This window comes from Amycolatopsis sp. NPDC028719 (genome assembly GCF_055565395.1).
In genome coordinates this window covers 896,711-918,430 of the sequence record NZ_JBVHUL010000004.1, presented here as the reverse complement: position 1 = coordinate 918,430, position 21,720 = coordinate 896,711, and the positions used below count along the sequence as shown (strand labels likewise).

Below are 21,720 nucleotides of genomic sequence, written 5' to 3'. Positions count from 1 at the left end.
GCCCAGCGGCTTCCGCCACCGGGGAGAGGTTCTGCAGGGCTGGCTACTTCGGCCGGGCCGCGTCCGTCCGATCCCAACCGAAGACGGACCGCCGCCCGGCGGCTCGCCCCGCCGGGCGGCGGGGTCTGGAGGCCTGGCCGCTCCGACCCTGCCGCGACCGTCCGATTTCGACCGAATCCCGGCGGCTGCTCGGCGGCTCGCGCCGCCGGGCGGCGGGTCTGCCGGCCCGGCCACGCCGATCAGCCGGGACCGTCCGATCTCGACCGAATCCCGGCGGTGCGCGGGCGGACCGCCGGCGCTTCACGCGGCCGCCGGGCGGCGGGTCTGCTGGTCCGGCCGCCCCGGCTTCAGCAGCGTGAACCGCACGCACTGCCACCCCACCGGCGTTCGGGTGAAGCGGGCCGCCAGTGCGAACGACCGGCCGTCTGCCTCCACGCGGGCGCACGCCTCGATCACGCCCGGCACCGGTGTGCACACGTGCACCCGGCGCATCCGGTGCCGCGGCCGGGCCAGGTGCGGCCCGCTGAGGCCGGTGAAGACCTCCGGCGCCACCAGCCCGCGGATCTGCGGTGCCGGCCGCCGGCCGTCGTACGCCTCCAGCAGCATGTTCAGCACGCGGCCCACGTCGCCCGCCTCGAGCTGCCTCGGCGCGGGCCACCGGGCGTCGCCGCGGCGGTGTCCGGACCCCGTCACCGCCAGCGGCCGTTCGGCCCGGCGCGGCACTTCGTTGTGGACCAGCGTTCTCACGCGGTGTTCCTCGGACATTTCCTCCCCTCCCGCGGCGGCATTTCGCCACCGCCACGGCTTAGAGGGGGGAACCGGTCCGAAAGGCGACGGGAATCGCCCGATTCGGGAAAGAACCGCCGAAGCCATGGATTCGCCGATGCCGGTGCGGTAAGTGCGGGCCATTGTTGCGCTGTGCGAGACACCGCGTCGCCGCCCCGGCTATGGTGTGCCGGGTGCTGAAGGGGTTATTGGTCGATTTCGCCGGAGTTCTCACCGATCCCGACGCCGGCCGCTTCTACGACTACCTCGTGGCCGCGCGCGAGCGAGGGGTCCGCACCGCGCTGCTGTCGAACGCCCCCGGGGCATCGGCCGAGGTCAAGAACACCATGTTCGACTATTTCGACGCCCTCGTGTTTTCCGGCGAGGTCGGTGTCGCCAAACCGGATCCCGCCGTCTACCTGATCGCGGCCGACCGGCTCGGCCTGCCCGCCGTGCGGTGCGCGTTCGTCGACGACTCCGCCGCGAACATCCGCGGCGCCGTCCAGGTCGGCATGGTCGGCGTGCACCACCGGTCGGTCGGGGAAACGCTCACCGAGCTCGGCGCGCTGTTCCCGGAGGGGTGAGTGTCACCGCGCGCGGCGCACCAGTTCGAAAGACAGGACCGCCGCCGCCGCTGAGACATTCAGCGACTCGACGTCACCCGGCATCGGAATCGACACCCATTCCGTGACGAGCTCGCCGACTTCGGTCCCGACTCCGGCCGTCTCGCCGCCGAGCACGAACGCGGCGCGCTGCGGCAGGTCGACGTCGAAAACCGTGGTGCGTGCCGACGCGCTGAGCGCGTAAAGACCGTAGCCGGCATCGGTGAGCATTTCGGCGGCGTCGCGAGCGGAACCGCACCGCAGCACCGGCGCGCGGAACGCGACGCCGGCTGACGCCTTGACCACCATCGGGTCGAGTGCCGCGACGCCGCGTCGCGGCACGATCACGCCGTCGAGCCCGGCGGCGGTCGCCGTGCGCAGGATCATCCCGACGTTCGCGGGCGTGGTGATGCCGTCGAGCAGCAGCACGCGCGACGGCGGGCGCCGGTCCGACAGCGCGGCTTCGAGCGCGCGCATCCGCGGCGCGACGACGTCGGCGAGCACGCCCTGGTCCTGCTTGCCGTTGCCGGCGAGCACCTTGACCCGGTGGGCGCTGGCGCGCTGCACCGCCACGCCCGCTTCCTTGGCCGCGCGCTGGATCTCCGCGGCGCCGGGGCCGCGAGCGGTGTCGGCGAGAATCACCTTGTCCACCCGCAGGCCGTCGTCGGCCAGCGCTTCGAGCACCGGCTTCCGGCCGTAGACGGTCAGGAAGCGGTCTTTCGGCGAGATCGTCGACTCATCACCCACGCCCCGCAGTCTCGCATTGTGTAAGGATCGGCTCATGCCCGACCGCCTGTCCGCGCTGGACGCCTCGTTCCTCTACGTCGAGGACCACGCGACGCCGATGCACGTCGGCGGGGTGGCGATCTTCGAGCGGCCGCGTTCCGGGTTCGGCTACGCGCAGCTGCTCGACCTCGTCGGGGCGCGGCTGGCGTACCTGCCGCGCTACCGCCAGCGCGTGGCGGAGGTGCCCGGCCACCTCGCGCGGCCGGTGTGGGTGGACGACGTCGACTTCGACCTGAGCTACCACGTCCGGCGATCGGCGCTGCCCCAGCCGGGCAGCGACGACCAGCTGTTCGACCTGGTCGCGCGGCTGATGTCGCGGCGGCTGGCGCCGGAGCGGCCGCTCTGGGAGGCCTACTTCATCGAGGGCCTCGCCGGCGACCGGGTGGCGCTGGTCACCAAGACCCACCAGTCCGTTGTGGACGGTGTCGGCACGATCGACCTGGGCCAGCTCATCCTCGACCCGACCCCGGCCGAACCGGAGCCGTTCGAGGACATCTGGACGCCGCGGCGCGAGCCGAGCCGTACGCAGCTGGTGCTGGACGCGGTCAGCGAAGGCGTCCAGCGGCCGGGCGAGGTCGTGGAGAACGTCCGCTCGGCGGCGAACGACGCGTTCGCGGCGGCGGGCAAGTTCGCCGAGACCGTCGGCGGAGTGGCGTCGACACTGCGGACGCTGGTGACCCCGGCGCCGACCGGGCCGCTGAACGTCCGGGTTTCCGGCGGTCGCGTGTTTTCGGTGGTGCGGACGCGGCTCGAGGACTTCCGCAAGATCCGCGCGGCGCACGGCGGCACGGTCAACGACGTCGTCCTCGCGGCCATCACGGGCGCGCTGCGCGAATGGCTGCTTTCGCGCGAGGAGTCGCTGACCCCGAACGCGACGATCCGCGCGCTGGTGCCGCTGGCGGTCCGCGACGCGGAGACGGCGGAGTACTCGACGCCGGCGCTGGTCGGCAACCAGGTGGCCGCGTACCTGGTGGACCTGCCGGTCGGCGAGCCCAACGCGGTGCTGCGGCTGCAGCACATCGGCCACGCGATGGCCGAGCACCTCGATTCGGGACGTTCGGTGACGGCGCGCGGGCTGCTCAAGGTGGGCGGCTTCGCCCCGGCTACCCTGCACTCACTGGGGGCGCGGGCGGCGGGGTCGCTGTCCGGGCGCATCTTCAACGTCATGGTGACCAACTCGCCGGGCCCGCAGGTGCCGATGTACGCGGGACAGGCCAGACTGGTCGAGATGTTCCCGGTGATGCCGCTGATGCGCACCCAGGCGCTGGCGATCGGGGTGACGTCCTACCACGGCGGCGTCTACTTCGGACTGAACGGCGACCGCAAGGCCGCGTTCGACGTCGACCTCGTGGCCGGGATGATCGAAGAGTCCTTGGAAGAGCTGAAGGGTGCGCACTGGTGAGGGTCTATCTGCCTGCGACCATCGCGATGCTTCGCGACCTCGAATCCTCGGGGGAGTTCCGCGCCCGCAGCGGAACGGCGTTCGCGTTGACGCCGGCTTTGCGCGAGGCGTACGCGAGCGGCACGGACGAAGAGCTGGAGTACGCGGCGTTGCTGGACGCGGCCCGGGCCTCCCTGCGGCTGATCGCGGCGGAGGAGAAGGGCGAGCCCCGCCGGGTGGTGATTTCGGCGGACGTGGCGGGAGTGACGCTCCGGCCGGACCTGGACGCACCGGTGGTCCGCATCGGCGGCCCGATCCCGCTGTCGGCGGTGGCAGCGATCCACGTGGACGCATCGGAGGCGGCGGACGCGGTCTCCGCGGCGGCGGCGGTGATCGACGCGGCGGACCTCGGGGATCCGGACGCGGAGTTCACTTTGGGGGATGCCGAGGACCACGAACTGGCTTGGTACGCGCCGCAGGAACTGCCGTTCTTGCTGGAGCTGCTCTGAGTTGTCCACAGGTGGGTTTCCTTGTGGACAACTTGGGGATGCGGCGGCTGACCGCGGCCCCGGCCAGTGGAAACGACACTGTGCCAAACCAGGGCGAGCTAGGACCTCAGTCCGCGGTGAACCAATCCGGTCCCGGAACCGGCCGGTCACACCGCCACCCGGTCACCGCCGTCAGCTTCCCCGAATCCACCCGCTGCGACCGGGCCATCGGCTCCGCCATCGCCATCCGCGAGAGCAGCCACTTCGGCACCGCCCGCGCCTTCCGCACCCCGGCGGCAGCCGCCATGGCCGCCCCGAGCTCGGCCTTCAGCACCGCCGGCGCCCCCACGTTGTAAACCCCCGAAGGCGCCGCCAATGCCGCCGCCGCGGCGGCCCCCGCGTCGGACGGATGGATCGCCGTCGTCCAGTCCGTCCGGGATCCCATGATCAACGGCGCCCCAAGCCGGGCGGAGGCCAGCAGAGCCGCCGTCAGCGGGTCCGAGCCCACCAACGTCGCGATCCGGAGCCGGACCACCGTGCGGTCCTCCAGCGCCGCCACGTTCTCGTGCGCCACCACCGACGACGCCGTCACTCCGCGCGGCCGCAGGGGCGCCTCCTCGGTCAGCAGGCGATCGCCGCCGTCCGCGTACACGAACGAAATGCCCTCCTGGACCACGATCCGTACTTCCGGCACCTCCCGGACGGCCGCGGCCAGCGCCGCGCTCCCGGCCAGCCGGACCCGGTCGTTCGCCGCCCAGGCGGACTTGCTCGTCACCTTCCGGGGGATGCGCGTCGCCAGGTTCAGCACCGCGTCGTGCCCGCGCAGCGCCGTCACCAGCGACGACGCCGAGAACAAGGTGCCCGGCACCGGCTTGGCGCCGGTTGCCTCGACGGCCGGCGCCCGTGAGGTGTCCCGGGCCAGCCCGCTCACCTCGTGCCCCGCCGCCAGCAGCCGGGCCACCGCCGGCACCCCCAGCACGCCCGTCGCCCCGATCACCATCACCCGCACGTCCGTCTCCTTTCGACCGAGACCTGGACGAGCGAGCGCGGGAAAACGTGACTAGCCCACTTCGCCCGCGGGCGGTGGCTGCACGTCGACCGGCGCTCCCCAGTCGCGGTACCGCGTCGTGATCCGGGCCTCCCCGCCCTGCAGGATCGGCGACAGGTCCAGCACGACCTGCAGCGGCCGGTGGGCGTCGTCGAGCCAGATCTCCATCGGGAACCTGCCCGGCCCGGCCGCGTCCGCCGGCAGGCCGGCGGGCCGGTCGGCTCCCAGCCGGGACAGGTCCAGCTCCACCCGGTAGTGCTCCGCGGCCACGCCGTCCAGCTGCCCGCGTTCGGAAGAGACGATCGAGCCCACCGCCCGGATCTCGCCGAGCGTGTGCACCGGGTCGTTCTGGGCCGCCAGCTGCGCGAGGCTGCCGCCGAGGACCTGGGAGAACGGGTCGCTCCCGTCCGCCGCCACGACCACCCACGGCTTGGCCGCGCCGACCTCGTCGCGCGAACCTTCCGGCACCTTCGCGTACAGCTTCCCGGCCACCAGCCGCAGCTCCATCGGCTCGCCGATGAAGTCGGTCGTCAGCACCTGAGACGTCCCGGCCGGGTCGAACCGCGCCTGGCCCTGGCCCTTCGAACGGACCTGGCCCACCGCGACGTCCGTGCTGAACTTCGCCGAGCCGCCGCTCGTCGTGGCCGCCGTGGCGGCGTCGGCCAGTGCCCGCGCGTCGGTGAACGCGGGTGGGGACGGCGGGCCGGTGCAGCCGGCGAGCAGGACGAGCAGCAGCACGACGGCGGCTTTGCGCATGGCGCCAACAAAAACACAGCGGCTCCCCCGAACCCGTTCGGGGGAGCCGCTGCTACTCAGCGTCGTCCGGTCAGCGACCGGCCTTCTTCATCAGCTCGCCGAGGTCGACGACCTGGTCGGCCGGCGGGGCCGTCACGTCGACCTGGGTGCCCCAGTCGCTGTACTTCATCGTGAACTTGGCGTCGCCCGCGGGCGCGCCCAGCGCCTGCATCATCGGGCCCTGGTCCATGGTGACCTGCACCGGCAGGTTGTCCTTGTTCAGCCACAGCTCGGCCGGGATCTTGAGGTCCTTGCCCTTGAGCTTCTCGTTGACCTGCTCGCGCGCGGCGGCCGGGATCTGGCCGGTGAACTGGTCGAGGGCCTTGGCGATGTCGAGCTCCACCTTGTAGTGGTTGACCTGCTCGCCGTTCAGCTGGGTCTGGTCGGACGAGATGATCCGGCCCGCCTTGGAGACCTGGTCCAGGATCTTGCTCGGGTCGCTCTGCTCCGCCGACTGCGACAGCGCGCTCCCCATCGCCTGCGAGACCGGGTCGGTGCCGTCGGCCGAGATCTTGGCCCACGACTTGTCGGTGCCCATCTGCTTCTGCTGGTCGGCGGGCAGCTTGATGTACATGACCTTGTCGACCATGCGCATCTCGGTGGTCTCGCCGGCCGCGGTGCTGGTCATCGAGAACTTGGTGTTCGCGCCGTCGAAGGCCATCGCGCCGGTCGCGCTGATCGTCTGGCCGGCGGCGGAGCCCTCCATGGAGAACTTCGCCGACTTGGACTGCTCGGTGCCCTGCTTGGACGCCGACGCCAGCTGGATCGCGTCGGTGAACGGCGAGGCCAGGAGGCCACCGCCGCCGGCCTGGGTCTGGTTGCCCGCACCGGCCGGCTCGGCGGTGCCGGAGGTGCTGCAGGCCGTCAGCGTGAGCACCAGCGCGGCACCCGCGGCGACCAGGGTGGTCTTGCGCATCGAAATTCCCCTCAGTGTCGGATCTTCCGCTCGGCTTATCGCCCGATCGGACGAATAGTTACTCCTGGGACGGTGACGATCCGGCTCTGGTTCCCGGTTGTCTCACGCGTCCGTGACGCGAGTCACCTCGTGGCCGCTACGCGAGGCCAGCAGGCGCCGCAGCGACGCCAGCCGTTCGGGACCCGCCTTGCCCTCGGTGACGACGTCGTCGAGCGCGCAGTCCGGGTCCTCGGGCGGGCCGAGGTGCCCGCAGCCCGACGGGCACTCCTCGGCGGCTTCGGCGAACTCCTCGAAGGCGTCGACGATGTCGTCCGCGGTGACGTGGGCCAAGCCGAACGACCGCACGCCCGGCGTGTCGATCACCCACCCGCCGTCCGGCAGCGGCAGCGCCACCGCCGCGACGGACGTGTGCCGCCCCTTGCCGACTCCGCTCACCACGCCGACGGCCAAGTCGGCGTTGGGGACCAGGCGGTTGACCAATGTCGACTTGCCGACACCGGAGTGGCCGACCAGCGCCGTCACGCGGTCCTTGAGCATCTCCGCGAGGCCCTCGGGCTCTTCGTCGTACCGGGTCACGATCGCCGGGATGTCGAGGCCCGCGTACCCCGCGAGCAGCTCGTCAGGGCTGGCCAGGTCGGCCTTCGTCAGGCACAGCACGGGCTGCACGCCGCCCGCGTAGCAGGCGACCAGGCAGCGGTCGATGAAGCCGGTGCGCGGCGGCGGGTCGGCGAGCGCGGTGACGATCAGCAGGCGCTCGGCGTTGGCGACGACCAGCCGCTCGTACGGGTCGGTGTCGTCGGCCGTGCGCAGGAGGGAGCTGCTGCGCTCGTCGACGCGGATGATGCGGGCGAGGGTGTCCGGCTTGCCGGAGACGTCGCCGACCACGCCGACCCGGTCGCCGACCACCACCGGCGTCCGGCCCATCTCGCGGGCTCGCATCGTGGTGATCACCTGGTCGGGATCGGCGTCGATCGCGCAGGTCCAGCGCCCGCGGTCCTTGCCGATGACCATGGCGTTGACGGCGTCCGCGTGCTCGGGACGGCGCTTGCTGCGGGGCCGGGTGCCCTTGCCCGGACGCACGCGGACGTCGGACTCGTCCAGCTTGCTCCAGTCGTTGCGCGCCAAACCCTCGTCCTCTCGTGTGCCGGTGCCACCCGAATGATCCCACGTCGCTCGCCACGGCCCTGGCCTGCGTGTAACGATGGCGTCCTGGCTGTTCCGGTACGCGAGGAGGTTGGCCATGTGCGGCCGTTACGCCGCCACCAAGGACCCGGCGAAGCTGATCGAAGAGTTCGAAGCCATCGACCTCACCGAGGGCCACGCGCGCGCCGACCACAACGTCGCGCCGACGAAGAACGTGGTCACCGTCGTCCAGCGGCACCCGCGTGACGAAGACGGCCAGGTCCTCGAGGACGAGCCCGCCGAGCGTTCGCTGCGGATGATGAAGTGGGGCCTGGTGCCGTTCTGGGCCAAGGACCCGTCCGTCGGTTCGCGGATGATCAACACGCGCGCCGAGACGGCCGCCGAGAAGCCCGCGTTCCGCCGCGCGCTGGTGTCGCGCCGCTGCCTGGTGCCCGCCGACGGCTGGTTCGAGTGGCGCCGCACCGGCAAGGAGAAGGAGCCGTTCTACATGACGCCCCCGGACGGCTCGTCGATCGCGTTCGGCGGGATCTGGGAGAGCTGGCGGCCGAAGGACGACGACAACGCGTCACCGCTGATCACGTTCTCGATCATCACGACCGACGCCGCCGGTCAGCTCACCGACGTCCACCACCGGATGCCGCTGATCGTGCCGCGGTCCCACTGGGACGGCTGGCTGGACCCGGACCGCGAGGACGTCAAGGACCTGCTGGTGCCGACGCCGGACGACATCGTCTCGTCGCTGGAGCTGCGGCCGATCTCGACCCTGGTCAACAACGTCCGCAACAACGGGCCCGAGCTGCTGGAGCGCGTCGACCCGCAGCAGCAGCTCGAGGACGAGGACGCGTTGTTCGACGCGCCGAAGCCATGACCGCGCTCAAGATCGAGACCGCGCACGGCCTGGCCCGGGTCTACCTCCACTGCGCCGAGGAGGGCACGGCGGTCCTCATGCTGGGCCACGGCGCGGGCGGCGGGCTGGGCGCGAAGGACCTGGTGGCGGTGACGCGCGCGGCCCAGGCGGCAGGGGTGCACGTGGCGCTGGTCGAGCAGCCGTACAAGGTGGCAGGCCGCCGCGCGCCGGCCCCGGCGAACCAGCTGGACGCGGCCTGGCTGACGATCGCGGACGAGCTGTCGGAGCGGTTCGACGGCCTGCCGTTCGTGTTCGGCGGCCGGTCGTCCGGGGCGCGGGTGGCCTGCCGGACGGCCACGGCCGGGCAGGCGGTGGCGGTGCTGTGCCTGGCGTTCCCGGAACACCCGCCGGGCCGCCCGGAGAAGACCCGCCAGCCGGAGTTCGACGCGGTGGAGGTCCCGACCCTGGTGATCCAGGGGGAGCGCGACCCGTTCGGCCGGCCGAAGGTGGGGGCGCACCAGGAACTGGTCCTGGTCGACGGCGACCACAGCCTGGGCAAGGACCTGGAGACGGTGTCCCGGGCGGCGACGGAGTGGCTGTCCCGGGTGCTGCGCCCGCTGGCCTGAACCATCCCATCGGGGGCCGTTGTGCACGGCTTCGCGGCGGCCCGTTCCGCGCCGCGGCAGTCGCCACAACCGTCCCGCCGAACGCAGTGAATGACTCATTCCTGGCGCTGGACGCAGTGAATGAGTCATTCACTGCGTCCCATGACGCTCGGTTCGCGGCGGCGACCCCCTCCGCGGCGGGGAGCCGGGCGGCTGAACCCCCGAGTCTGCCGGGCCGGATGGGCCGGCGTGTTCGCGCTGGTCAGGCCGCGATCGGCGCCACCACCGCGCCGGTCAGCCGGACCAGCTCACCCGAGGCCAGCTCCACCTCGAGCCCCCTCCGCCCGGCCGAACAGAACACCGTCTCGAACGTCGGAGCCGTCGCGTCGATCACCACCGGGAGCCGGCTCCGGTGGCCCAGCGGTGAGATCCCGCCCAGCACGTACCCCGTGGCGCGCTGAGCCGCCGCCGGGTCGGCCATCTTGGCCTTCTTGCCGCCTGCCGCGGCTGCCAACGCCTTCAGATCCAGCTGCCCTGTGACCGGGACCACGCCCACGACCAGACGGCCGTCCACCTCGGCCACCAGCGTCTTGAACACCCGGGCGCGCTCCAGGCCCAGCGCCTCCACCGCCTCGAGCCCGTACGACTCCGCGCGCGGGTCGTGGTCGTACGCGTGCAGCGTGTGCGGCACTTTCTGCTTCACCAGCAACGCCGTCGCCGGGGTGCCCTTGCCAGCCATGGCCCGGAGTCTAGGGAATGCCCGCACCCCCCGAATGGTTGTACGGCACGTGACCACAACCCTCGCCACCACACGCTCTCGCAGCCGCCGCCGCCCTCAGGCACCGGCGAACCGCGGTGTGCCCGGCCCCCGCGTAAACTCGACGTCGCCGTATGCGCGTACGCGCATCGACGCCGAGCGGGAAGGGAACGGTTTGCCGAGCACGCAGAACTCAGCGCCGGAAGAAGCGACCGAGGCGGAGCGCGCCGAGCGCTTCGAACGGGACGCGATGCCGCTGCTCGACCAGCTGTACTCGGCCGCGATGCGGATGACCCGCAACCCCGCCGACGCCGAGGACCTGGTCCAGGAGACCTACCTGAAGGCGTACGCCGCCTTCGCGTCGTTCAAGGCCGGAACGAACCTGAAGGCCTGGATGTACCGCATCCTGACCAACACCTACATCAACGGCTACCGCAAGCGGCAGCGGCAGCCGGTGCAGCAGCCCACCGAGGAGATCACCGACTGGCAGATCGCCAAGGCGGAGAGCCACACCTCCAGCGGGCTGCGTTCGGCCGAGGTCGAAGCGATGGACAACCTGCCCGACACCGACGTCAAGGCCGCCCTGCAGAAGCTGCCCGAGGAGTTCCGGCTGGCCGTCTACCTGGCCGACGTCGAGGGCTTCGCGTACAAGGAGATCGCCGAGATCATGGACACGCCCATCGGCACCGTGATGTCCCGCCTGCACCGCGGCCGCGCCCAGCTGCGCGACCTGCTCGCCGACGTCGCGCGCGAGCGCGGCTTCGTCCGGGGCGCCAAGGAAGAGGTGGCGGGGCGATGAACGACATGTGCGAGGGCGCGTCCGACAAGGTCCGCTGCGAAGAGGCGCTCGCCGACATCTACCTGCTCCTCGACCGCGAGTGCAGCCCCGAGCGGGACGCCGCCCTGCGCGCCCACATCGAGGACTGCCCGCCGTGCCTCGAGGAGTACGGCATCGACGAGCACATCAAGCAGCTGCTGGCCCGCAAGTGCGGCGGTGACCACGCCCCGGCCGAGCTGAAGAGCCGGCTGCGCGCGTCGATCCGCCAGACGGTCGCCACCCGTGGCGGCGTCACCGTCGAACGCACCGAGATCACCCTCGACCAGCGTTCCGAATAGCGCCTGAGCACGACGAAGGCCCCCGCACCGTGGTGTGGGGGCCTTTTGCGTGCCGACGCCGAATTCAGGAGTTGGGCTTACCGCCGTGGTTCGCGCTGTTCTTCTTCCGGCTGCGACGCTTGCGGGCGCGCTTCGACATGTTCACTCCTCGTCGTCAAAGCTGGTCAACCTCTCAAGTGTGTCATGACGTCCCGTTCTGGTTGGATGGGGTCGTCGGGCGAGCTGCAAGGAGGGTGCCGATGGCCGAGATCAGGGCCGAAATGGTCGGTACCGTGCTCGAGGTCGTCGCGGAGCCGGGTGCCGCGCTCAACGCCGGCGACACCGTGCTGATCCTGGAGTCGATGAAGATGGAGCTGCCCGCCGTGAGCGCCAAGGCCGGCACGCTGACCAGCCTCGCCGTGGCGAAGGGCGACCGCGTCCAGCAGGGTGACGTCCTCGGGACGGTCGAGTAACCGTGTCCACGCTCGCCGAACTGCTCGCCGACAACACCGGCCTCCCCGGGGAGGCCGCGGACCACCTGCAGACCGTCGTCGCGGAGTGGCAGCTGCTGGCCGACCTGTCCTTCGCCGACTTCCTGCTCTGGGTCCCGGTGACCGAGGAACTGCAGCCGGACGGCGGCGACTTCGTCTGCGTCGCGCACGCGCGCCCGACGACGGCGCCCACCGCGCACCCCGAGGACGTCGTCGGCACGCGGTTCACGGTGGAGGAGCACCCGCAGCTGGCGAAGGCCATGCGCGAGGCGCGGATCTGCCGCGAGGAGGATCCGCACTGGTACCGCGACCTGCCGATGCGGCGCGAGGCGATCCCGGTGCGGTTCCACGGCGACGTCATCGCCGTGATGAGCCGCGAGACGAACCTGGCCGCGCCGCGCGTTCCTTCGCCGCTGGAGATCGCGTACCTGGGCAGCGCCGGCGACCTGTGCCAGATGATCGTCGACGGCACGTTCCCGCCGAGCGGTACCAACGCGACCGACACGCACACGTCGCCGCGGGTGGGGGACGGGCTGATCCGGCTCGATTCGAGCGGCACCGTCGTGTTCGCCAGCCCGAACGGCCTGTCCGCCTACCACCGGATGGGGCACGAGTCCGACCTGGTCGGCACGCGGCTGGCGCCGCTGACTCGCTCGCTGATCCGCGACCCGTTCGACGCGACCGAGGTGTCGCACCGGATCATCGAGGCCCTCGACGGGAAGCCGTCGAGCCGCACGGAAGCCGATTCGCGACGCGGCGCGGTGGTGCTGTTCCGCGCGCTGCCGCTGCGCCCGGCCGGGCAGGCGGCGGGCGCGCTGGTGCTGGTGCGCGACGTCACCGAGGTCAAGCGCCGCGACCGCGCGCTGCTCTCGAAGGACGCGACGATCCGCGAGATCCACCACCGCGTGAAGAACAACCTGCAGACGGTGGCCGCGCTGCTGCGCCTGCAGTCCCGCCGGACGTCGTCGGAGGAGGCGCGGCTCGCACTCGCCGAGTCCGTGCGCCGGGTGACGTCGATCGCGCTGGTGCACGAGGCGCTGTCCATCTCGGTGGACGAGCGCGTCGACCTCGACAAGCTGCTCGACAACGTGCTGCCGATGGTCGGCGAGGTCGCCACCGCGGAGTCGCAGGTCGGGATGAAGCGCACGGGCTCGTTCGGGGTGGTGGTCGCGGAGATCGCGACGCCGCTGGTGATGGTGCTGGCCGAGCTGGTGCAGAACGCCATCGAGCACGCGTTCCCGGCGGGCCGGTCGGGCAAGGTCGAGCTGATCGTCGAGCGCTCGGCCCGCTGGCTGGACGTCGTCATCCGCGACAACGGGCGCGGGCTGCCGGCGGGGTTTTCGCTGGAGCGTTCGGACGGCCTGGGCCTGCAGATCGTGCGGACGCTGGTGGAGTCCGAGCTTCGGGGCTCGCTGTCGCTGCGCAAGGTCCGCGTCGAGGAGTCGTCGACGCGGGTGACGGGAACCGAAGCCGCGCTGCGCATCCCTCTTTCGAGGCGCTTGTAGACAGTCGCGTTTGGACTCGAGCACCGCCGGGCATTTCCGTTCCGGTGGGCGTGATCGGGTGCGGATCGCGGCGGGACAGCCCGGACACGGTGAAGGCCCGGCACGTGGAGCTGTGTGCCGGGCCGTTCAACGTTCGCGTGAGGACTTGAAGTCCTGGTGAGGTTTCAGCGCACCCGTCGCCGGGTGGTTTCGCCTCGCTTGTTAAGCTCGAACCGGGTAGGTATCACCCCAGACGGCCTGGACACAACAGTGTCAGCCCGGGCGAATTACCTGCTTGGCTCGGGTGTAGCTTGATGCTGTGTAGCTAACTGAATATCAGGCGTTGGTACGCGTGCCGATGTGCGTACGGCGGCGCTTGAGCGCGCGTCGCTCGTCCTCGCTCATGCCGCCCCACACGCCGGCATCCTGACCACTGGCCAAAGCCCAGGCCAAGCAGTCGGAAGCGACGGTGCAGCGGTGGCACACGGCCTTCGCCTGAGCTACCTGCGACAGAGCAGGACCGCTGGTTCCCACCGGGAAGAACAGCTCGGGGTCCTCGTCTCGGCAGGCCGCATCGTGGCGCCAGTCCATGTTCGTGAGCTCCTTCATATGGCGCGGGAGGGCCGCGCCACAGTCGTCAATGGCGGTCGTGTTCTTGGGTGCTTGTGAATGCTTTCACGAAGCACTGCTTTCGACAAGGGTTTCCGGAAGATCGGTGAGTCAGGTCACCCGGCCGAGCGACCCCTCTGACCTGCGGTTTCTCTCCGGAACAGCCGCCCGAAGGGAAGGCTGATGCGCTGAGCGGAGCTTCTGCGTCGCCGAACGGCAGCTTGCACTTTGCCGCAGGCGATCAGCGGTCCCGTCGTCACGCGATCACTGTGAGTGCGTTCGGGACACTGAAGAATTCCACTCTGGTCCGCTGGCCGACGAGGTCGCCGTCCACCTGGAAGTTTACCGGTTCAGCTGCGTCGATGCGGATCATCGGCACGTCGTCGTGACGCACGAGACGTTTTCCCTTTTGGTTGCTCTTCGTAGCCAAAGCGCGGCGTACATGCTTGAACACCGTGGGCAACCCCAGACCGTTCAACGCGAACAAACCCAATCCCGTCTCGAACGAGCAACCCGGGTTGAGGTGGATGGGACGCTCGCCCAGGTAGCTCCACGGATCGGTGTTCGACACGAAAGCGGTCAGCGCTTCGGTCGGTTCCTCGCCCGGGACGCGGATGGTCAGGGCCGGCCGGCCCTGGGGCGGCCGGAAGTAGGACCGGACGGCGGCCCGGAGGTAGAGGCCCGCCGTCGTCTGCTTGCCGCGGCGCTTCGCGACCCGGCCGACGACGTCGGCGTCCCAGCCGAGCCCGGAGTTGAAGGTGAACCAGTGCCCGTCGGCCAGGCCGAGCCCCACGCGGCGCGAGCGGTCGTTCTCCAGCGCGTTGAGCAGCTGGTGGGTGGCCTCGACGGGATCCGCGGAGATGCCGAGGGCGCGCGCGAACACGTTGGCCGAACCGCCGGGCACGACGCCCAGGGCGGGCACTCGCCCGATTTGCGAGGGATCGCCGTCGGCGTCGGCCAGCAGGCCATTGACGACCTCGTTGACCGTGCCGTCGCCGCCGTGCGCCACGACCAGGTCGATCCCGTCCCGCGCGGCCGAGCGCGCGACCGCCATGGCGTGCCCGCGGTAGTCGGTTTCGACCACGTCGAGCTTGACCTGGCTGGCGAGCGCGTGCGCCAGGACGTCCCGGCCACCGGCGGTGGTCGAGGTGGCCTGGGGGTTCACGACGAGGATTGCGCGCACCACCGCAGGGTAGGTGACGCCCACCGCCGCGAGAACCTCTCGACGGCGCAAGGTGACCGGAAGCACCGGTCGCGACGACGCTTCGAACAGCACCTCTGACCCTGTGCCGGGCGGCCCTCCTTCGCGTGACGAGTGTCCGCTCGCCGTGACAAGTGCACCCGGGCCGACCGCCCGCTCATCGACGACACCTGAATTCTCAGCGCCCGGGCGGTCCCGCGAAAACGGCCGACCGGGTGGCATACGATCGAATCAGCTCACGCACGGTGACTCGCCCTGGTCGAGTCCACTGTGCTCCCGCAAAGCAAGTCCCTCCGGAAGGCCCCGCAGTGAAGTTCTCGCCCGCTCCCCGTGAGGTCCGGCTGGCCGGCGTGGTCACCGCGGTGCCGTCGCTCGCCCTGCTGGTGTTCGGGGTGGTGGTGCTGGTGCACGGCCTGGGTTCGCCCGCGCAGCCGGGCAACAACATCTACGTCGAGTCCGGCACGTTCATCGTGGTGGCGCTGGCGTTCCTGGCCGCGTCGGCCGGGCTCGTCCTCGGCCAGACGTGGGCGCGTTCGCCCGGGGTGGTGATCGCGCTGATCGTGGTCGGCCTCGGCTGGTACCTGCTCGGGCCGTCCGGCGAGCCGGTGTGGGGCGTGCCGATCGCACTGCTCGGCATCGCGGCGCTGGTCCTGCTGTTCCGGCGGCCGTCCCGGGCCTGGGCGCTGGGCCTGCGCGAAGGCGAGACGGAGACGGAAGCCGCCGAGCGCGGCGGCCTGGCCGGCCGCCGCGCCGAGCGCGAGGGTCACGAAGAGGACTGAGTCACGCCTGGGCGGCCAGGGCCCGCAGGGGCTCGTCCGTCAGGCGGTTGACCGTCCACTCGTCCATCGGGACCGCGCCGAGCGCCTTGTAGAACTCCGTCGCCGGGTTCCAGTCCAGGACCGACCACTCGAGCCGGCCGTAGCCGTTCGCGACGCACTCGGCCGCCAGCGCCGCCAGCAGGGCCTTGCCCAGGCCGGACCCGCGGTGGGCGGGCAGGACGAACAGGTCCTCCAGGTAGATCCCGTGCACGCCGCGCCACGTCGAGAAGTTGAGGAACCAGACCGCGAAGCCGACGACCTCGCCGTCCACTTCGGCCACGTGCCCGAACAGCTTGGGTGCCTCGCCGAACAACGCCTCGCGAAGCTGCGGCACCGTCAGGTGGCACTCGCCGGGCGCGCGCTCGTACTCGGCCAGGTCGTAGGCCAGCTTGACGGCGGCCTCGACGTCGCCGGGCCGGATCCGGCGGATGCGGTCGTCGGGCACGTCAGTCCTCCAGGGCGGGCGGCAGGTTGAGGTGTTCGATCTGGGGTTCGCCACGCTCGTCGCCGAGCACCGCGATGCCGGCCGCGTCCAGTCCGAAGTGGACGCCGGACGTCGCGGGCAGGCCGAGCCAGCGGGCCACCAGCACGCGGCTGAAGTGCCCGTGCCCGACCAGGATCACGTCGCCGGCCTCGATGTCGCCGCGGGCGCGCGCCAGCACGCGGTCCGCACGGTCGGAGACCTCCGAAGCGCTTTCGCCGCCGGGGATCGGGTGGGTCCAGACCGTCCAGCCCGGCACGGTCTCGCGGATCTTCGGCGTGGTGACGCCTTCGTACTCGCCGTAGTCCCACTCGGAGAGGTCCTCGGTGACCTCGTCGACGCGCAGGCCGGCCAGCGCGGCGGTCCGCAGCGCGCGGGTGCGCGGGCTCGAGAGCACGAGCGACGGCCCGCCGACCAGGCTTCGCAGCGTGCCGCCCGCGGCCAGCGCCTGGCCTTCACCGGCCGGCGTCAGCGGGATGTCGGTGCGGCCGGTGTGCCGCCCGTTCACCGACCATTCGGTCTGGCCGTGCCGGAGGAGGAAGAGACGGTTCGCCACAGGGGCGAATATATCCGGCGGTTTGCGCGGCGGCCGGGCGTCTGGTTGGCTACTGAGCAGTAGCTTAGCTCGAGGAGACTTCATGCCCGACACGCCGACGTTCGCGCTGTGGCACAAGCTGGCCGCCAAGCCGGGCGGGAAACAGCTGTTCAGCGCCGCGATGTGCCTGCGCGTGCCGTACTTCCGCACGGTGCTGCCGTCGGTGCGCGAGCTGCGCCCGGGCCACTGCGAAGTCACCGCGCCGAAGTGGTGGGGTGTCTACAACCACATCCACACGTTCCACGCGATCGCCGCCTGCAACCTCGCCGAGATCGCGATGGGCATGCTCGCGGAGGCGACGGTCCCCGCGACGCACCGGTGGCTGCCGAAGGGCATGAGCGTCCAGTACGTCGCGAAGGCCGAGACGGGCCTGCGCGCGGTCGCGTCGTTGCCGGAGCTGCCGGAATTCGGCGACGAAGGTGTCGAGCTCGACGTCCCGGTGACCATTTCGGACAAGAGCGGAAAGCCGGTGGTCACCGGGACGATCACGATCTGGGTGACGCCGAAGAAGCGTTAGAGCGGCTTGTACTGCACGTACGTCGTCTGGTGGAACGCGTTCTCGCCGGCCGCCGACGGCAGGCCCAGCCGGAGGTCGACGAGCTTGCCGAGGGTGCCGCAGCCGGTGGTCGCGGGCAGGGCGAGGTTCGGGTCGACGACGCCGAAGTACGCGATCCTCGGGTCGTTCGAGATGATCCGCGGCGGCACCGCCGGGTCGTCGTGGACGACGGTGTGCAGCGGGGCGGCGAGGGCGCCGATGCTGCAGTCCTTGCGCAGCAACGGGTGCTGGACGACGGCGTAGAGGTCGACCTCGCCGCGGCGTTCGTCGTTGCTCTGGAAGTCCGAATGACCGCCGTAGCGCACCTGGATCGTCGCGCCGGGAACGCCCGGCAGCGGTGCCGGCGCGTGCCGCATGGCGCCGAACACCTGCGCGTACTGGCCGTTCACCCGGCCCTCGCTGAACGTCATGCGCAGTTCCCCCAGCAGGATCTCCCGGTCGTGGATGGTCAGTTTTCCTTGCGAGACAAAGGCCTCGCAGCGCCAGGTGCCCGGGTCGGCGTTCGCGGGCGGTGCCGGGCAGTCCGTGAAGTCGAACGTCGGGAGCTCGTCGGCGGACGCCGTCCCGGGCAGGACCCCCAGTGCGGCGACGGCGACCGCGGCCGCCCCCAGTGCGAGAAGTTTCATGGCCGTGAGCCTGCTCGTCCCGCGCGGCCCGGACATCCGGGATCGCCCCCAGGGGAGGACCGGAGATTTCACTCGACCGGGTGAAACACGTTCTGACTAGTTAACGCCGTTTACTCAACTGGGGCATGCTCGGGACCATGTCTGCGTTTTCCCGCCGCCGGTTCCTCGGCCTCGCCGCCCTGAACTCCGCCGCTGCCCTCGGGCTGACCACGGTCTCGACGCGGCCCGCGGCCGCGTCGCCGCTCCCGGACCACTCGCCGGCGGTGGTCATCGGCACCGGCTACGGCGCCGCCGTCACGGCGTTGCGGCTCGGCGAGGCCGGGATCCCCACGCTGATGCTCGAGATGGGCAAGCTGTGGACCGAGCCGGGCGCGGACGGCGAGGTCTTCTGCTCGATGCTGAAGCCGACGAGCGGGCGATGTGGTTCAAGGACCGCACCGAGGCGCCGCTCGCGTCGTTCCTCTGGCTCGACCTGGCCAACCGCGACATCGGGCGCCACGCCGGCGTGCTCGACCGGGTGAGCTTCGGCGACATGGCGGTGTACCTCGGCCGCGGCGTCGGCGGCGGGTCCCTGGTCAACGGCGCGATGGCGGTGACGCCGGAACGGTCGTACTTCGAGGAGATCCTGCCGCGGGTCGACGCCGGCGAGATGTACGGCAAGTACTTCCCGCGGGCGAACGCGGCCCTGGGCGTCAACGTCGTCGACCCGGACTGGTTCGAGACGTGCCGGTCGTACCAGTACGCCCGCGTCTCGCGGAAGGCCGCGCGCAAGGCCGGGTTCGGCACGGTGTTCGTCCCCAGCGTGTACGACCTGGACTACCTGCGGCGCGAGGAAGCGGGCGAGGTCCCGCGCTCGGCGGACGCGTCCGAGGTCATCTACGGCAACAACCACGGGAAGCGCTCGCTCGACAAGTCCTACCTGGCCGCCGCGCTCGGCACGGGCAACGTGACCATCGAGACGCTGCGCGAAGTCCGGGAGATCCTCCGGCAACCCGACGGGACGTACACGCTGGTCGTCCGCGAGATCGACGAGCACGGCACCGTCCTGGGCACCCGGCACGTGAGCACGAAGTACCTGTTCCTCGGCGCGGGCAGCCTCGGTTCGACGGAGCTGCTGGTGCGCGCCCGCGACACCGGGCGGCTCCCCGGCCTGGGCGCGGCCGTCGGGCAGGGCTGGGGCACCAACGGCAACGTCATGTGCGGGCGCGCCAACCACGTCTGGGACACCACCGGCGGCCTGCAGTCCGGCATGCCCGCGCTCGGCATCGACAACCGGGCCGACCCGGTGCACCCGGTGTTCGCCGAGATCGCGCCGGTGCCCGCCGGCATCGAGACGTGGGTCAGCCTCTACCTGGCGATCACGAAGAACCCCGAACGCGGGCACTTCACCTACGACGCGGCGAGCGACTCGGCGAAGCTGCACTGGACGGCGTCGCAAGGACAGCCGTCGATCGATGCCGCGAAGGCCCTGTTCGACCGGATCAACCGGGCGAACCGGACGATCTACCGCTACGACCTGTTCGGCGACACGCGCACCTTCGAGAACCGCTTCACCTACCACCCGCTGGGCGGGCTGGTGCTCGGCGAGGCGACCGACGACTACGGCCGCGTGAAGGGCTACCGGAACCTCTACGTCACCGACGGCTCGCTCATCCCGGGCAGCACCGGCGTCAACCCGTTCGTGACGATCACCGCGCTGGCCGAACGCAACATCGAGCGCGTCCTCGCCGAAGACCTCAGGGGCTGAGCTTCGCCAGCGAATCGACGAAGCCGTCGTCGGCGGCTTCGAAGAACGACGCGTCGGCGGCTTCGACGTCCTTCAGGGCCTTCGCGACCAGGTCCAGGCCGGCCTGGGTGACTTCCAGGCGCTTGGCGCGGGCGTCGGCCGGGTCGTCGGCGCGGGCGAGCAGCCCGCGTCCGGCGAGCTTGCGGACGACCTGGCTGGTCATCATCGTGTCGGTGCCGGCTCGCTCGGCCAGCTGCCGCTGGGTCGGGGGTTCGCCCGAGCGGGAGAGCCACCACGTCGTGGTCAGCAGCACGAACTGGACGTGCGTGAGGTCGTGCGGCGACAGCGCGGCCCGCATCGCCCGCTGCCAGGCCAGCGTCACGCGCCACAGCAGGAAGCCGGGGCTGCGCTCGGGGCCGGGCAGGCGGGACTCCGGGGCGGTCATACTGGCGCTCCTGCCCTTCGGGGGTTCCGGGTGGCGGAGCCCCCGGCCCGGGGCGAATCCCCGGATGTCGCAGCCTCAGCCAGCCTGGCCAGCGCGCGCATGGCGTCCGGGGTGTCCGACGTGACCTGCGGGCCGAAGCCCTCGGATCCGTCGACGGTGACGCGGTAGGTGATGCGCGTGCCGCCCTCGACGTCGGTCAGGACGTGCTCGAACCGCAGGTGGGCGTCGGGCAGCCGGGTCTCGTCGGTGAAGCTCCGGCCCTCGGTGACCTCGGTCACGGTGAACGGGATCGGCGGCATCCCGTCCATCGTCATGGTCCCGGCGGTCCCGACGGCGAAGGGGCCTTCGAGGACCACCGAGCGGACGCCCGCGTCCCACTCGGGCCAGCGGGCGGTGTCGGCCCAGAGCGGCCAGATCGCGTCGGCGGGAGCGGTGGACGTCTCGCTGTGCTCGTACTCGTAAAGTGCCATGCGGGCAGACTATATGCACGCTTACTAAATGGGCAAGGGGTCACGCGGACCCGGTGGTGCGGTGCTCAGTGCGCCGAGCGCAGCTTGTCGTAGTAGGCGACGCAGTCCTGGTAGGACGGCAGCAGCCCCTGCTCCCGGGCTTCGGCCAGCGTGGGGGCGGTGCGGTCCTTGTCGGACAGGATCGGCTCGATGTCCGCCGGCCAGGGCAGGCCCAGCGCCGGGTCGAGCGGGGTGATGCCGTGCTCGCCCGTCGGGTTGTACGGCTCGGAGCACAGGTAGGCCATCACGGTGTCGTCCTCGAGGGCGATGAAGCCGTGCCCGAGGCCCTCGGCGAGGTAGGCGGCGTTGAACCGGTCCGCGTCGAGCCGGACGGCGTCCCAGGTGCCGAAGCTCGGCGAGCCGACGCGGATGTCCACGACGACGTCGAGCAGCGAGCCGCGGGCGCAGTAGATGTACTTCGCCTGGCCGGGAGGCGTGTCGGCGAAGTGGATGCCGCGGATCGCGCCGCGGCGGGACACGCTGTGGTTCGCCTGGGCCAGGCGCAGGGGGTGCCCGACCGCTTCCCGCAGGGCCTCCTCCTGGAAGGGGGCGACGAACAGGCCCCGCTCGTCGGGGAACGCCCGGGGGGAGAACTCGAAGGCGTCCGGGACGCTCAGCCGGCGGAATTCCATGGCGTCACCATATCGGGCGGTTAAAAAACCGAACGGACGTCTTGGCAATTGCCGGGAATCAGGGGTTGTGTGACGTCAACCGCACCGAGGGGTCACCTCCCGGACAAGACCTGTCACAATGATTGGACCGCCGCGTCCGCGGCCATCGCCAGACCCACGGCACCGATGGCCGACGTGACGCCTCGCCGACAGGCCGGCGCTACCGCGCTGGGCTGCCGTGCCGGGATCCTTCACGGTTTCCCCTGCAGACCGTGATCCCAGCCTGCATGCCCAGGAGAAATTCCAGTGACCCAAGTCCGATCCGCGAGTTCCGTCATTC

At 71.2% G+C, this 21,720-nt stretch carries 27 protein-coding genes and 1 pseudogene; 12 read left to right on the top strand and 16 right to left on the bottom strand.

Annotated elements, in window-relative coordinates:
• Window positions 1-300: 300 nt before the first annotated feature.
• Window positions 301-747, bottom strand: coding sequence for an Rv3235 family protein (locus ACZ4TR_RS22950; protein WP_465288910.1), 447 nt, complete (start codon window positions 745-747; stop codon window positions 301-303).
• Window positions 748-974: 227 nt separating this feature from the next.
• Between ACZ4TR_RS22950 and ACZ4TR_RS22945 the strand changes: the two genes are divergently transcribed.
• The gene (locus ACZ4TR_RS22945) at window positions 975-1,349 is read left to right on the top strand and encodes an HAD-IA family hydrolase (protein ID WP_465288985.1); all 375 of its coding nucleotides are present in this window, start codon (window positions 975-977) and stop codon (window positions 1,347-1,349) included.
• Window positions 1,350-1,352: 3 nt separating this feature from the next.
• Here ACZ4TR_RS22945 and ACZ4TR_RS22940 read toward each other — a convergent pair whose 3' ends face one another.
• Entirely contained in the window at window positions 1,353-2,114 is a 762-nt protein-coding gene (locus tag ACZ4TR_RS22940; RefSeq protein ID WP_364527104.1) for a TrmH family RNA methyltransferase, read from the bottom strand.
• Window positions 2,115-2,148: 34 nt separating this feature from the next.
• Between ACZ4TR_RS22940 and ACZ4TR_RS22935 the strand changes: the two genes are divergently transcribed.
• Entirely contained in the window at window positions 2,149-3,555 is a 1,407-nt protein-coding gene (locus ACZ4TR_RS22935) for a WS/DGAT/MGAT family O-acyltransferase (RefSeq protein ID WP_465288909.1), read from the top strand.
• Window positions 3,552-4,043: a DUF6912 family protein gene (locus ACZ4TR_RS22930; RefSeq protein WP_285476410.1), complete on the top strand. Its 492-nt coding sequence runs from the start codon at window positions 3,552-3,554 to the stop codon at window positions 4,041-4,043. Before ACZ4TR_RS22935 ends, ACZ4TR_RS22930 begins: the two co-directional genes overlap by 4 nt.
• A gap of 106 nt (window positions 4,044-4,149) precedes the next feature.
• Here the strand turns inward: ACZ4TR_RS22930 and ACZ4TR_RS22925 are convergent, their stop codons facing one another.
• The 4 genes from ACZ4TR_RS22925 to rsgA all read right to left on the bottom strand — a co-directional run bounded on the left by ACZ4TR_RS22925 (window position 4,150) and on the right by rsgA (window position 7,906).
• A complete protein-coding gene (locus ACZ4TR_RS22925) occupies window positions 4,150-5,022 on the bottom strand; it encodes an NAD-dependent epimerase/dehydratase family protein (RefSeq protein WP_465288984.1) in 873 nt (290 codons plus the stop codon).
• Window positions 5,023-5,082: 60 nt separating this feature from the next.
• A complete protein-coding gene (locus tag ACZ4TR_RS22920) occupies window positions 5,083-5,826 on the bottom strand; it encodes an SCO4651 family lipoprotein (RefSeq protein ID WP_465288908.1) in 744 nt (247 codons plus the stop codon).
• Window positions 5,827-5,896: 70 nt separating this feature from the next.
• On the bottom strand, window positions 5,897-6,781 hold the full coding sequence (locus tag ACZ4TR_RS22915) for an SCO4651 family lipoprotein (RefSeq protein WP_465288907.1): 885 nt from the start codon (window positions 6,779-6,781) through the stop codon (window positions 5,897-5,899).
• 102 nt (window positions 6,782-6,883) lie between these two features.
• Complete coding sequence (rsgA, locus tag ACZ4TR_RS22910) at window positions 6,884-7,906, bottom strand: ribosome small subunit-dependent GTPase A (protein ID WP_465288906.1); 1,023 nt, start codon at window positions 7,904-7,906, stop codon at window positions 6,884-6,886.
• 115 nt (window positions 7,907-8,021) lie between these two features.
• On the opposite strand from rsgA, the gene ACZ4TR_RS22905 reads away from it, so the two are divergent.
• Window positions 8,022-8,792, top strand: a complete 771-nt coding sequence (locus ACZ4TR_RS22905; RefSeq protein ID WP_465288905.1) for an SOS response-associated peptidase — start codon at window positions 8,022-8,024, stop codon at window positions 8,790-8,792.
• The gene (locus ACZ4TR_RS22900; protein WP_465288904.1) at window positions 8,789-9,397 is read left to right on the top strand and encodes an alpha/beta hydrolase family protein; all 609 of its coding nucleotides are present in this window, start codon (window positions 8,789-8,791) and stop codon (window positions 9,395-9,397) included. Before ACZ4TR_RS22905 ends, ACZ4TR_RS22900 begins: the two co-directional genes overlap by 4 nt.
• A 241-nt stretch (window positions 9,398-9,638) precedes the next feature.
• On the opposite strand, the gene ybaK is transcribed toward ACZ4TR_RS22900, so the two are convergent.
• Window positions 9,639-10,115 (bottom strand): Cys-tRNA(Pro) deacylase, encoded by a 477-nt coding sequence (gene ybaK / locus ACZ4TR_RS22895; protein WP_465288903.1) that lies wholly within the window; start codon window positions 10,113-10,115, stop codon window positions 9,639-9,641.
• Window positions 10,116-10,308: 193 nt separating this feature from the next.
• On the opposite strand from ybaK, the gene ACZ4TR_RS22890 reads away from it, so the two are divergent.
• Both ACZ4TR_RS22890 and rsrA read left to right on the top strand, forming a co-directional pair.
• The gene (locus ACZ4TR_RS22890) at window positions 10,309-10,932 is read left to right on the top strand and encodes a sigma-70 family RNA polymerase sigma factor (RefSeq protein WP_350310699.1); all 624 of its coding nucleotides are present in this window, start codon (window positions 10,309-10,311) and stop codon (window positions 10,930-10,932) included.
• The gene (rsrA, locus tag ACZ4TR_RS22885) at window positions 10,929-11,249 is read left to right on the top strand and encodes a mycothiol system anti-sigma-R factor (protein ID WP_364529473.1); all 321 of its coding nucleotides are present in this window, start codon (window positions 10,929-10,931) and stop codon (window positions 11,247-11,249) included. Before ACZ4TR_RS22890 ends, rsrA begins: the two co-directional genes overlap by 4 nt.
• 64 nt (window positions 11,250-11,313) lie before the next feature.
• On the opposite strand, the gene ACZ4TR_RS22880 is transcribed toward rsrA, so the two are convergent.
• Window positions 11,314-11,388: a 50S ribosomal protein bL37 gene (locus ACZ4TR_RS22880; protein ID WP_371827656.1), complete on the bottom strand. Its 75-nt coding sequence runs from the start codon at window positions 11,386-11,388 to the stop codon at window positions 11,314-11,316.
• Between the two features lie 100 nt (window positions 11,389-11,488).
• On the opposite strand from ACZ4TR_RS22880, the gene ACZ4TR_RS22875 reads away from it, so the two are divergent.
• On the top strand, window positions 11,489-11,701 hold the full coding sequence (locus ACZ4TR_RS22875; protein WP_364362919.1) for a biotin/lipoyl-binding carrier protein: 213 nt from the start codon (window positions 11,489-11,491) through the stop codon (window positions 11,699-11,701).
• Between the two features lie 2 nt (window positions 11,702-11,703).
• Entirely contained in the window at window positions 11,704-13,224 is a 1,521-nt protein-coding gene (locus ACZ4TR_RS22870; protein WP_364529470.1) for a sensor histidine kinase, read from the top strand.
• A gap of 315 nt (window positions 13,225-13,539) precedes the next feature.
• On the opposite strand, the gene ACZ4TR_RS22865 is transcribed toward ACZ4TR_RS22870, so the two are convergent.
• Both ACZ4TR_RS22865 and ACZ4TR_RS22860 read right to left on the bottom strand, forming a co-directional pair.
• A complete protein-coding gene (locus ACZ4TR_RS22865; RefSeq protein WP_072481920.1) occupies window positions 13,540-13,794 on the bottom strand; it encodes a WhiB family transcriptional regulator in 255 nt (84 codons plus the stop codon).
• A 274-nt stretch (window positions 13,795-14,068) separates the two neighbouring features.
• Window positions 14,069-14,995: a diacylglycerol/lipid kinase family protein gene (locus ACZ4TR_RS22860; protein WP_465288902.1), complete on the bottom strand. Its 927-nt coding sequence runs from the start codon at window positions 14,993-14,995 to the stop codon at window positions 14,069-14,071.
• Between the two features lie 326 nt (window positions 14,996-15,321).
• Here ACZ4TR_RS22860 and ACZ4TR_RS22855 point away from each other — a divergent pair, with 326 nt between their 5' ends.
• Entirely contained in the window at window positions 15,322-15,792 is a 471-nt protein-coding gene (locus ACZ4TR_RS22855; protein WP_364529465.1) for a hypothetical protein, read from the top strand.
• Window position 15,793: 1 nt separating this feature from the next.
• Here ACZ4TR_RS22855 and ACZ4TR_RS22850 read toward each other — a convergent pair whose 3' ends face one another.
• On the bottom strand, window positions 15,794-16,276 hold the full coding sequence (locus ACZ4TR_RS22850) for a GNAT family N-acetyltransferase (protein ID WP_465288901.1): 483 nt from the start codon (window positions 16,274-16,276) through the stop codon (window positions 15,794-15,796).
• Window position 16,277: 1 nt separating this feature from the next.
• Window positions 16,278-16,868, bottom strand: coding sequence for an acid phosphatase (locus tag ACZ4TR_RS22845; protein ID WP_465288900.1), 591 nt, complete (start codon window positions 16,866-16,868; stop codon window positions 16,278-16,280).
• An 82-nt stretch (window positions 16,869-16,950) separates the two neighbouring features.
• Between ACZ4TR_RS22845 and ACZ4TR_RS22840 the strand changes: the two genes are divergently transcribed.
• Entirely contained in the window at window positions 16,951-17,424 is a 474-nt protein-coding gene (locus ACZ4TR_RS22840; RefSeq protein ID WP_465288899.1) for a hotdog fold domain-containing protein, read from the top strand.
• Here ACZ4TR_RS22840 and ACZ4TR_RS22835 read toward each other — a convergent pair.
• The gene (locus tag ACZ4TR_RS22835) at window positions 17,421-18,089 is read right to left on the bottom strand and encodes a hypothetical protein (RefSeq protein ID WP_465288898.1); all 669 of its coding nucleotides are present in this window, start codon (window positions 18,087-18,089) and stop codon (window positions 17,421-17,423) included. The genes ACZ4TR_RS22840 and ACZ4TR_RS22835 overlap by 4 nt on opposite strands.
• A gap of 137 nt (window positions 18,090-18,226) precedes the next feature.
• On the opposite strand from ACZ4TR_RS22835, the pseudogene ACZ4TR_RS22830 reads away from it, so the two are divergent.
• Window positions 18,227-19,836, top strand: a pseudogene (locus ACZ4TR_RS22830) (GMC oxidoreductase).
• Here ACZ4TR_RS22830 and ACZ4TR_RS22825 read toward each other — a convergent pair.
• The 3 genes from ACZ4TR_RS22825 to ACZ4TR_RS22815 form a co-directional block, all read right to left on the bottom strand.
• Window positions 19,826-20,260 carry a MarR family winged helix-turn-helix transcriptional regulator gene (locus ACZ4TR_RS22825; protein WP_465288897.1) on the bottom strand — a complete coding sequence of 145 codons (435 nt, stop codon included), beginning with the start codon at window positions 20,258-20,260 and terminating at the stop codon, window positions 19,826-19,828. The pseudogene ACZ4TR_RS22830 and the gene ACZ4TR_RS22825 sit on opposite strands and share 11 nt — an antisense overlap.
• A complete protein-coding gene (locus tag ACZ4TR_RS22820) occupies window positions 20,257-20,730 on the bottom strand; it encodes an SRPBCC family protein (RefSeq protein WP_465288896.1) in 474 nt (157 codons plus the stop codon). Before ACZ4TR_RS22820 ends, ACZ4TR_RS22825 begins: the two co-directional genes overlap by 4 nt.
• Window positions 20,731-20,795: 65 nt before the next feature.
• Window positions 20,796-21,401, bottom strand: coding sequence for a dTDP-4-dehydrorhamnose 3,5-epimerase family protein (locus ACZ4TR_RS22815; RefSeq protein WP_364523416.1), 606 nt, complete (start codon window positions 21,399-21,401; stop codon window positions 20,796-20,798).
• Window positions 21,402-21,720 lie beyond the last annotated feature (319 nt).

Excerpts from the sequence above, each read along its gene's own strand:
- ACZ4TR_RS22935 (WP_465288909.1), top strand. The coding sequence starts at position 2,149 with ATGCCCGACCGCCTGTCCGCGCTGGACGCCTCGTTCCTCTACGTCGAG.
- ACZ4TR_RS22925 (WP_465288984.1), bottom strand. The coding sequence starts at position 5,022 with ATGGTGATCGGGGCGACGGGCGTGCTGGGGGTGCCGGCGGTGGCCCGG.
- ACZ4TR_RS22920 (WP_465288908.1), bottom strand. The coding sequence starts at position 5,826 with ATGCGCAAAGCCGCCGTCGTGCTGCTGCTCGTCCTGCTCGCCGGCTGC.
- ACZ4TR_RS22915 (WP_465288907.1), bottom strand. The coding sequence starts at position 6,781 with ATGCGCAAGACCACCCTGGTCGCCGCGGGTGCCGCGCTGGTGCTCACG.
- ACZ4TR_RS22905 (WP_465288905.1), top strand. The coding sequence starts at position 8,022 with ATGTGCGGCCGTTACGCCGCCACCAAGGACCCGGCGAAGCTGATCGAA.
- ACZ4TR_RS22900 (WP_465288904.1), top strand. The coding sequence starts at position 8,789 with ATGACCGCGCTCAAGATCGAGACCGCGCACGGCCTGGCCCGGGTCTAC.
- ybaK (WP_465288903.1), bottom strand. The coding sequence starts at position 10,115 with ATGGCTGGCAAGGGCACCCCGGCGACGGCGTTGCTGGTGAAGCAGAAA.
- rsrA (WP_364529473.1), top strand. The coding sequence starts at position 10,929 with ATGAACGACATGTGCGAGGGCGCGTCCGACAAGGTCCGCTGCGAAGAG.
- ACZ4TR_RS22875 (WP_364362919.1), top strand. The coding sequence starts at position 11,489 with ATGGCCGAGATCAGGGCCGAAATGGTCGGTACCGTGCTCGAGGTCGTC.
- ACZ4TR_RS22865 (WP_072481920.1), bottom strand. The coding sequence starts at position 13,794 with ATGGACTGGCGCCACGATGCGGCCTGCCGAGACGAGGACCCCGAGCTG.
- ACZ4TR_RS22840 (WP_465288899.1), top strand. The coding sequence starts at position 16,951 with ATGCCCGACACGCCGACGTTCGCGCTGTGGCACAAGCTGGCCGCCAAG.
- ACZ4TR_RS22835 (WP_465288898.1), bottom strand. The coding sequence starts at position 18,089 with ATGAAACTTCTCGCACTGGGGGCGGCCGCGGTCGCCGTCGCCGCACTG.
- ACZ4TR_RS22825 (WP_465288897.1), bottom strand. The coding sequence starts at position 20,260 with ATGACCGCCCCGGAGTCCCGCCTGCCCGGCCCCGAGCGCAGCCCCGGC.
- ACZ4TR_RS22820 (WP_465288896.1), bottom strand. The coding sequence starts at position 20,730 with ATGGCACTTTACGAGTACGAGCACAGCGAGACGTCCACCGCTCCCGCC.
- ACZ4TR_RS22815 (WP_364523416.1), bottom strand. The coding sequence starts at position 21,401 with ATGGAATTCCGCCGGCTGAGCGTCCCGGACGCCTTCGAGTTCTCCCCC.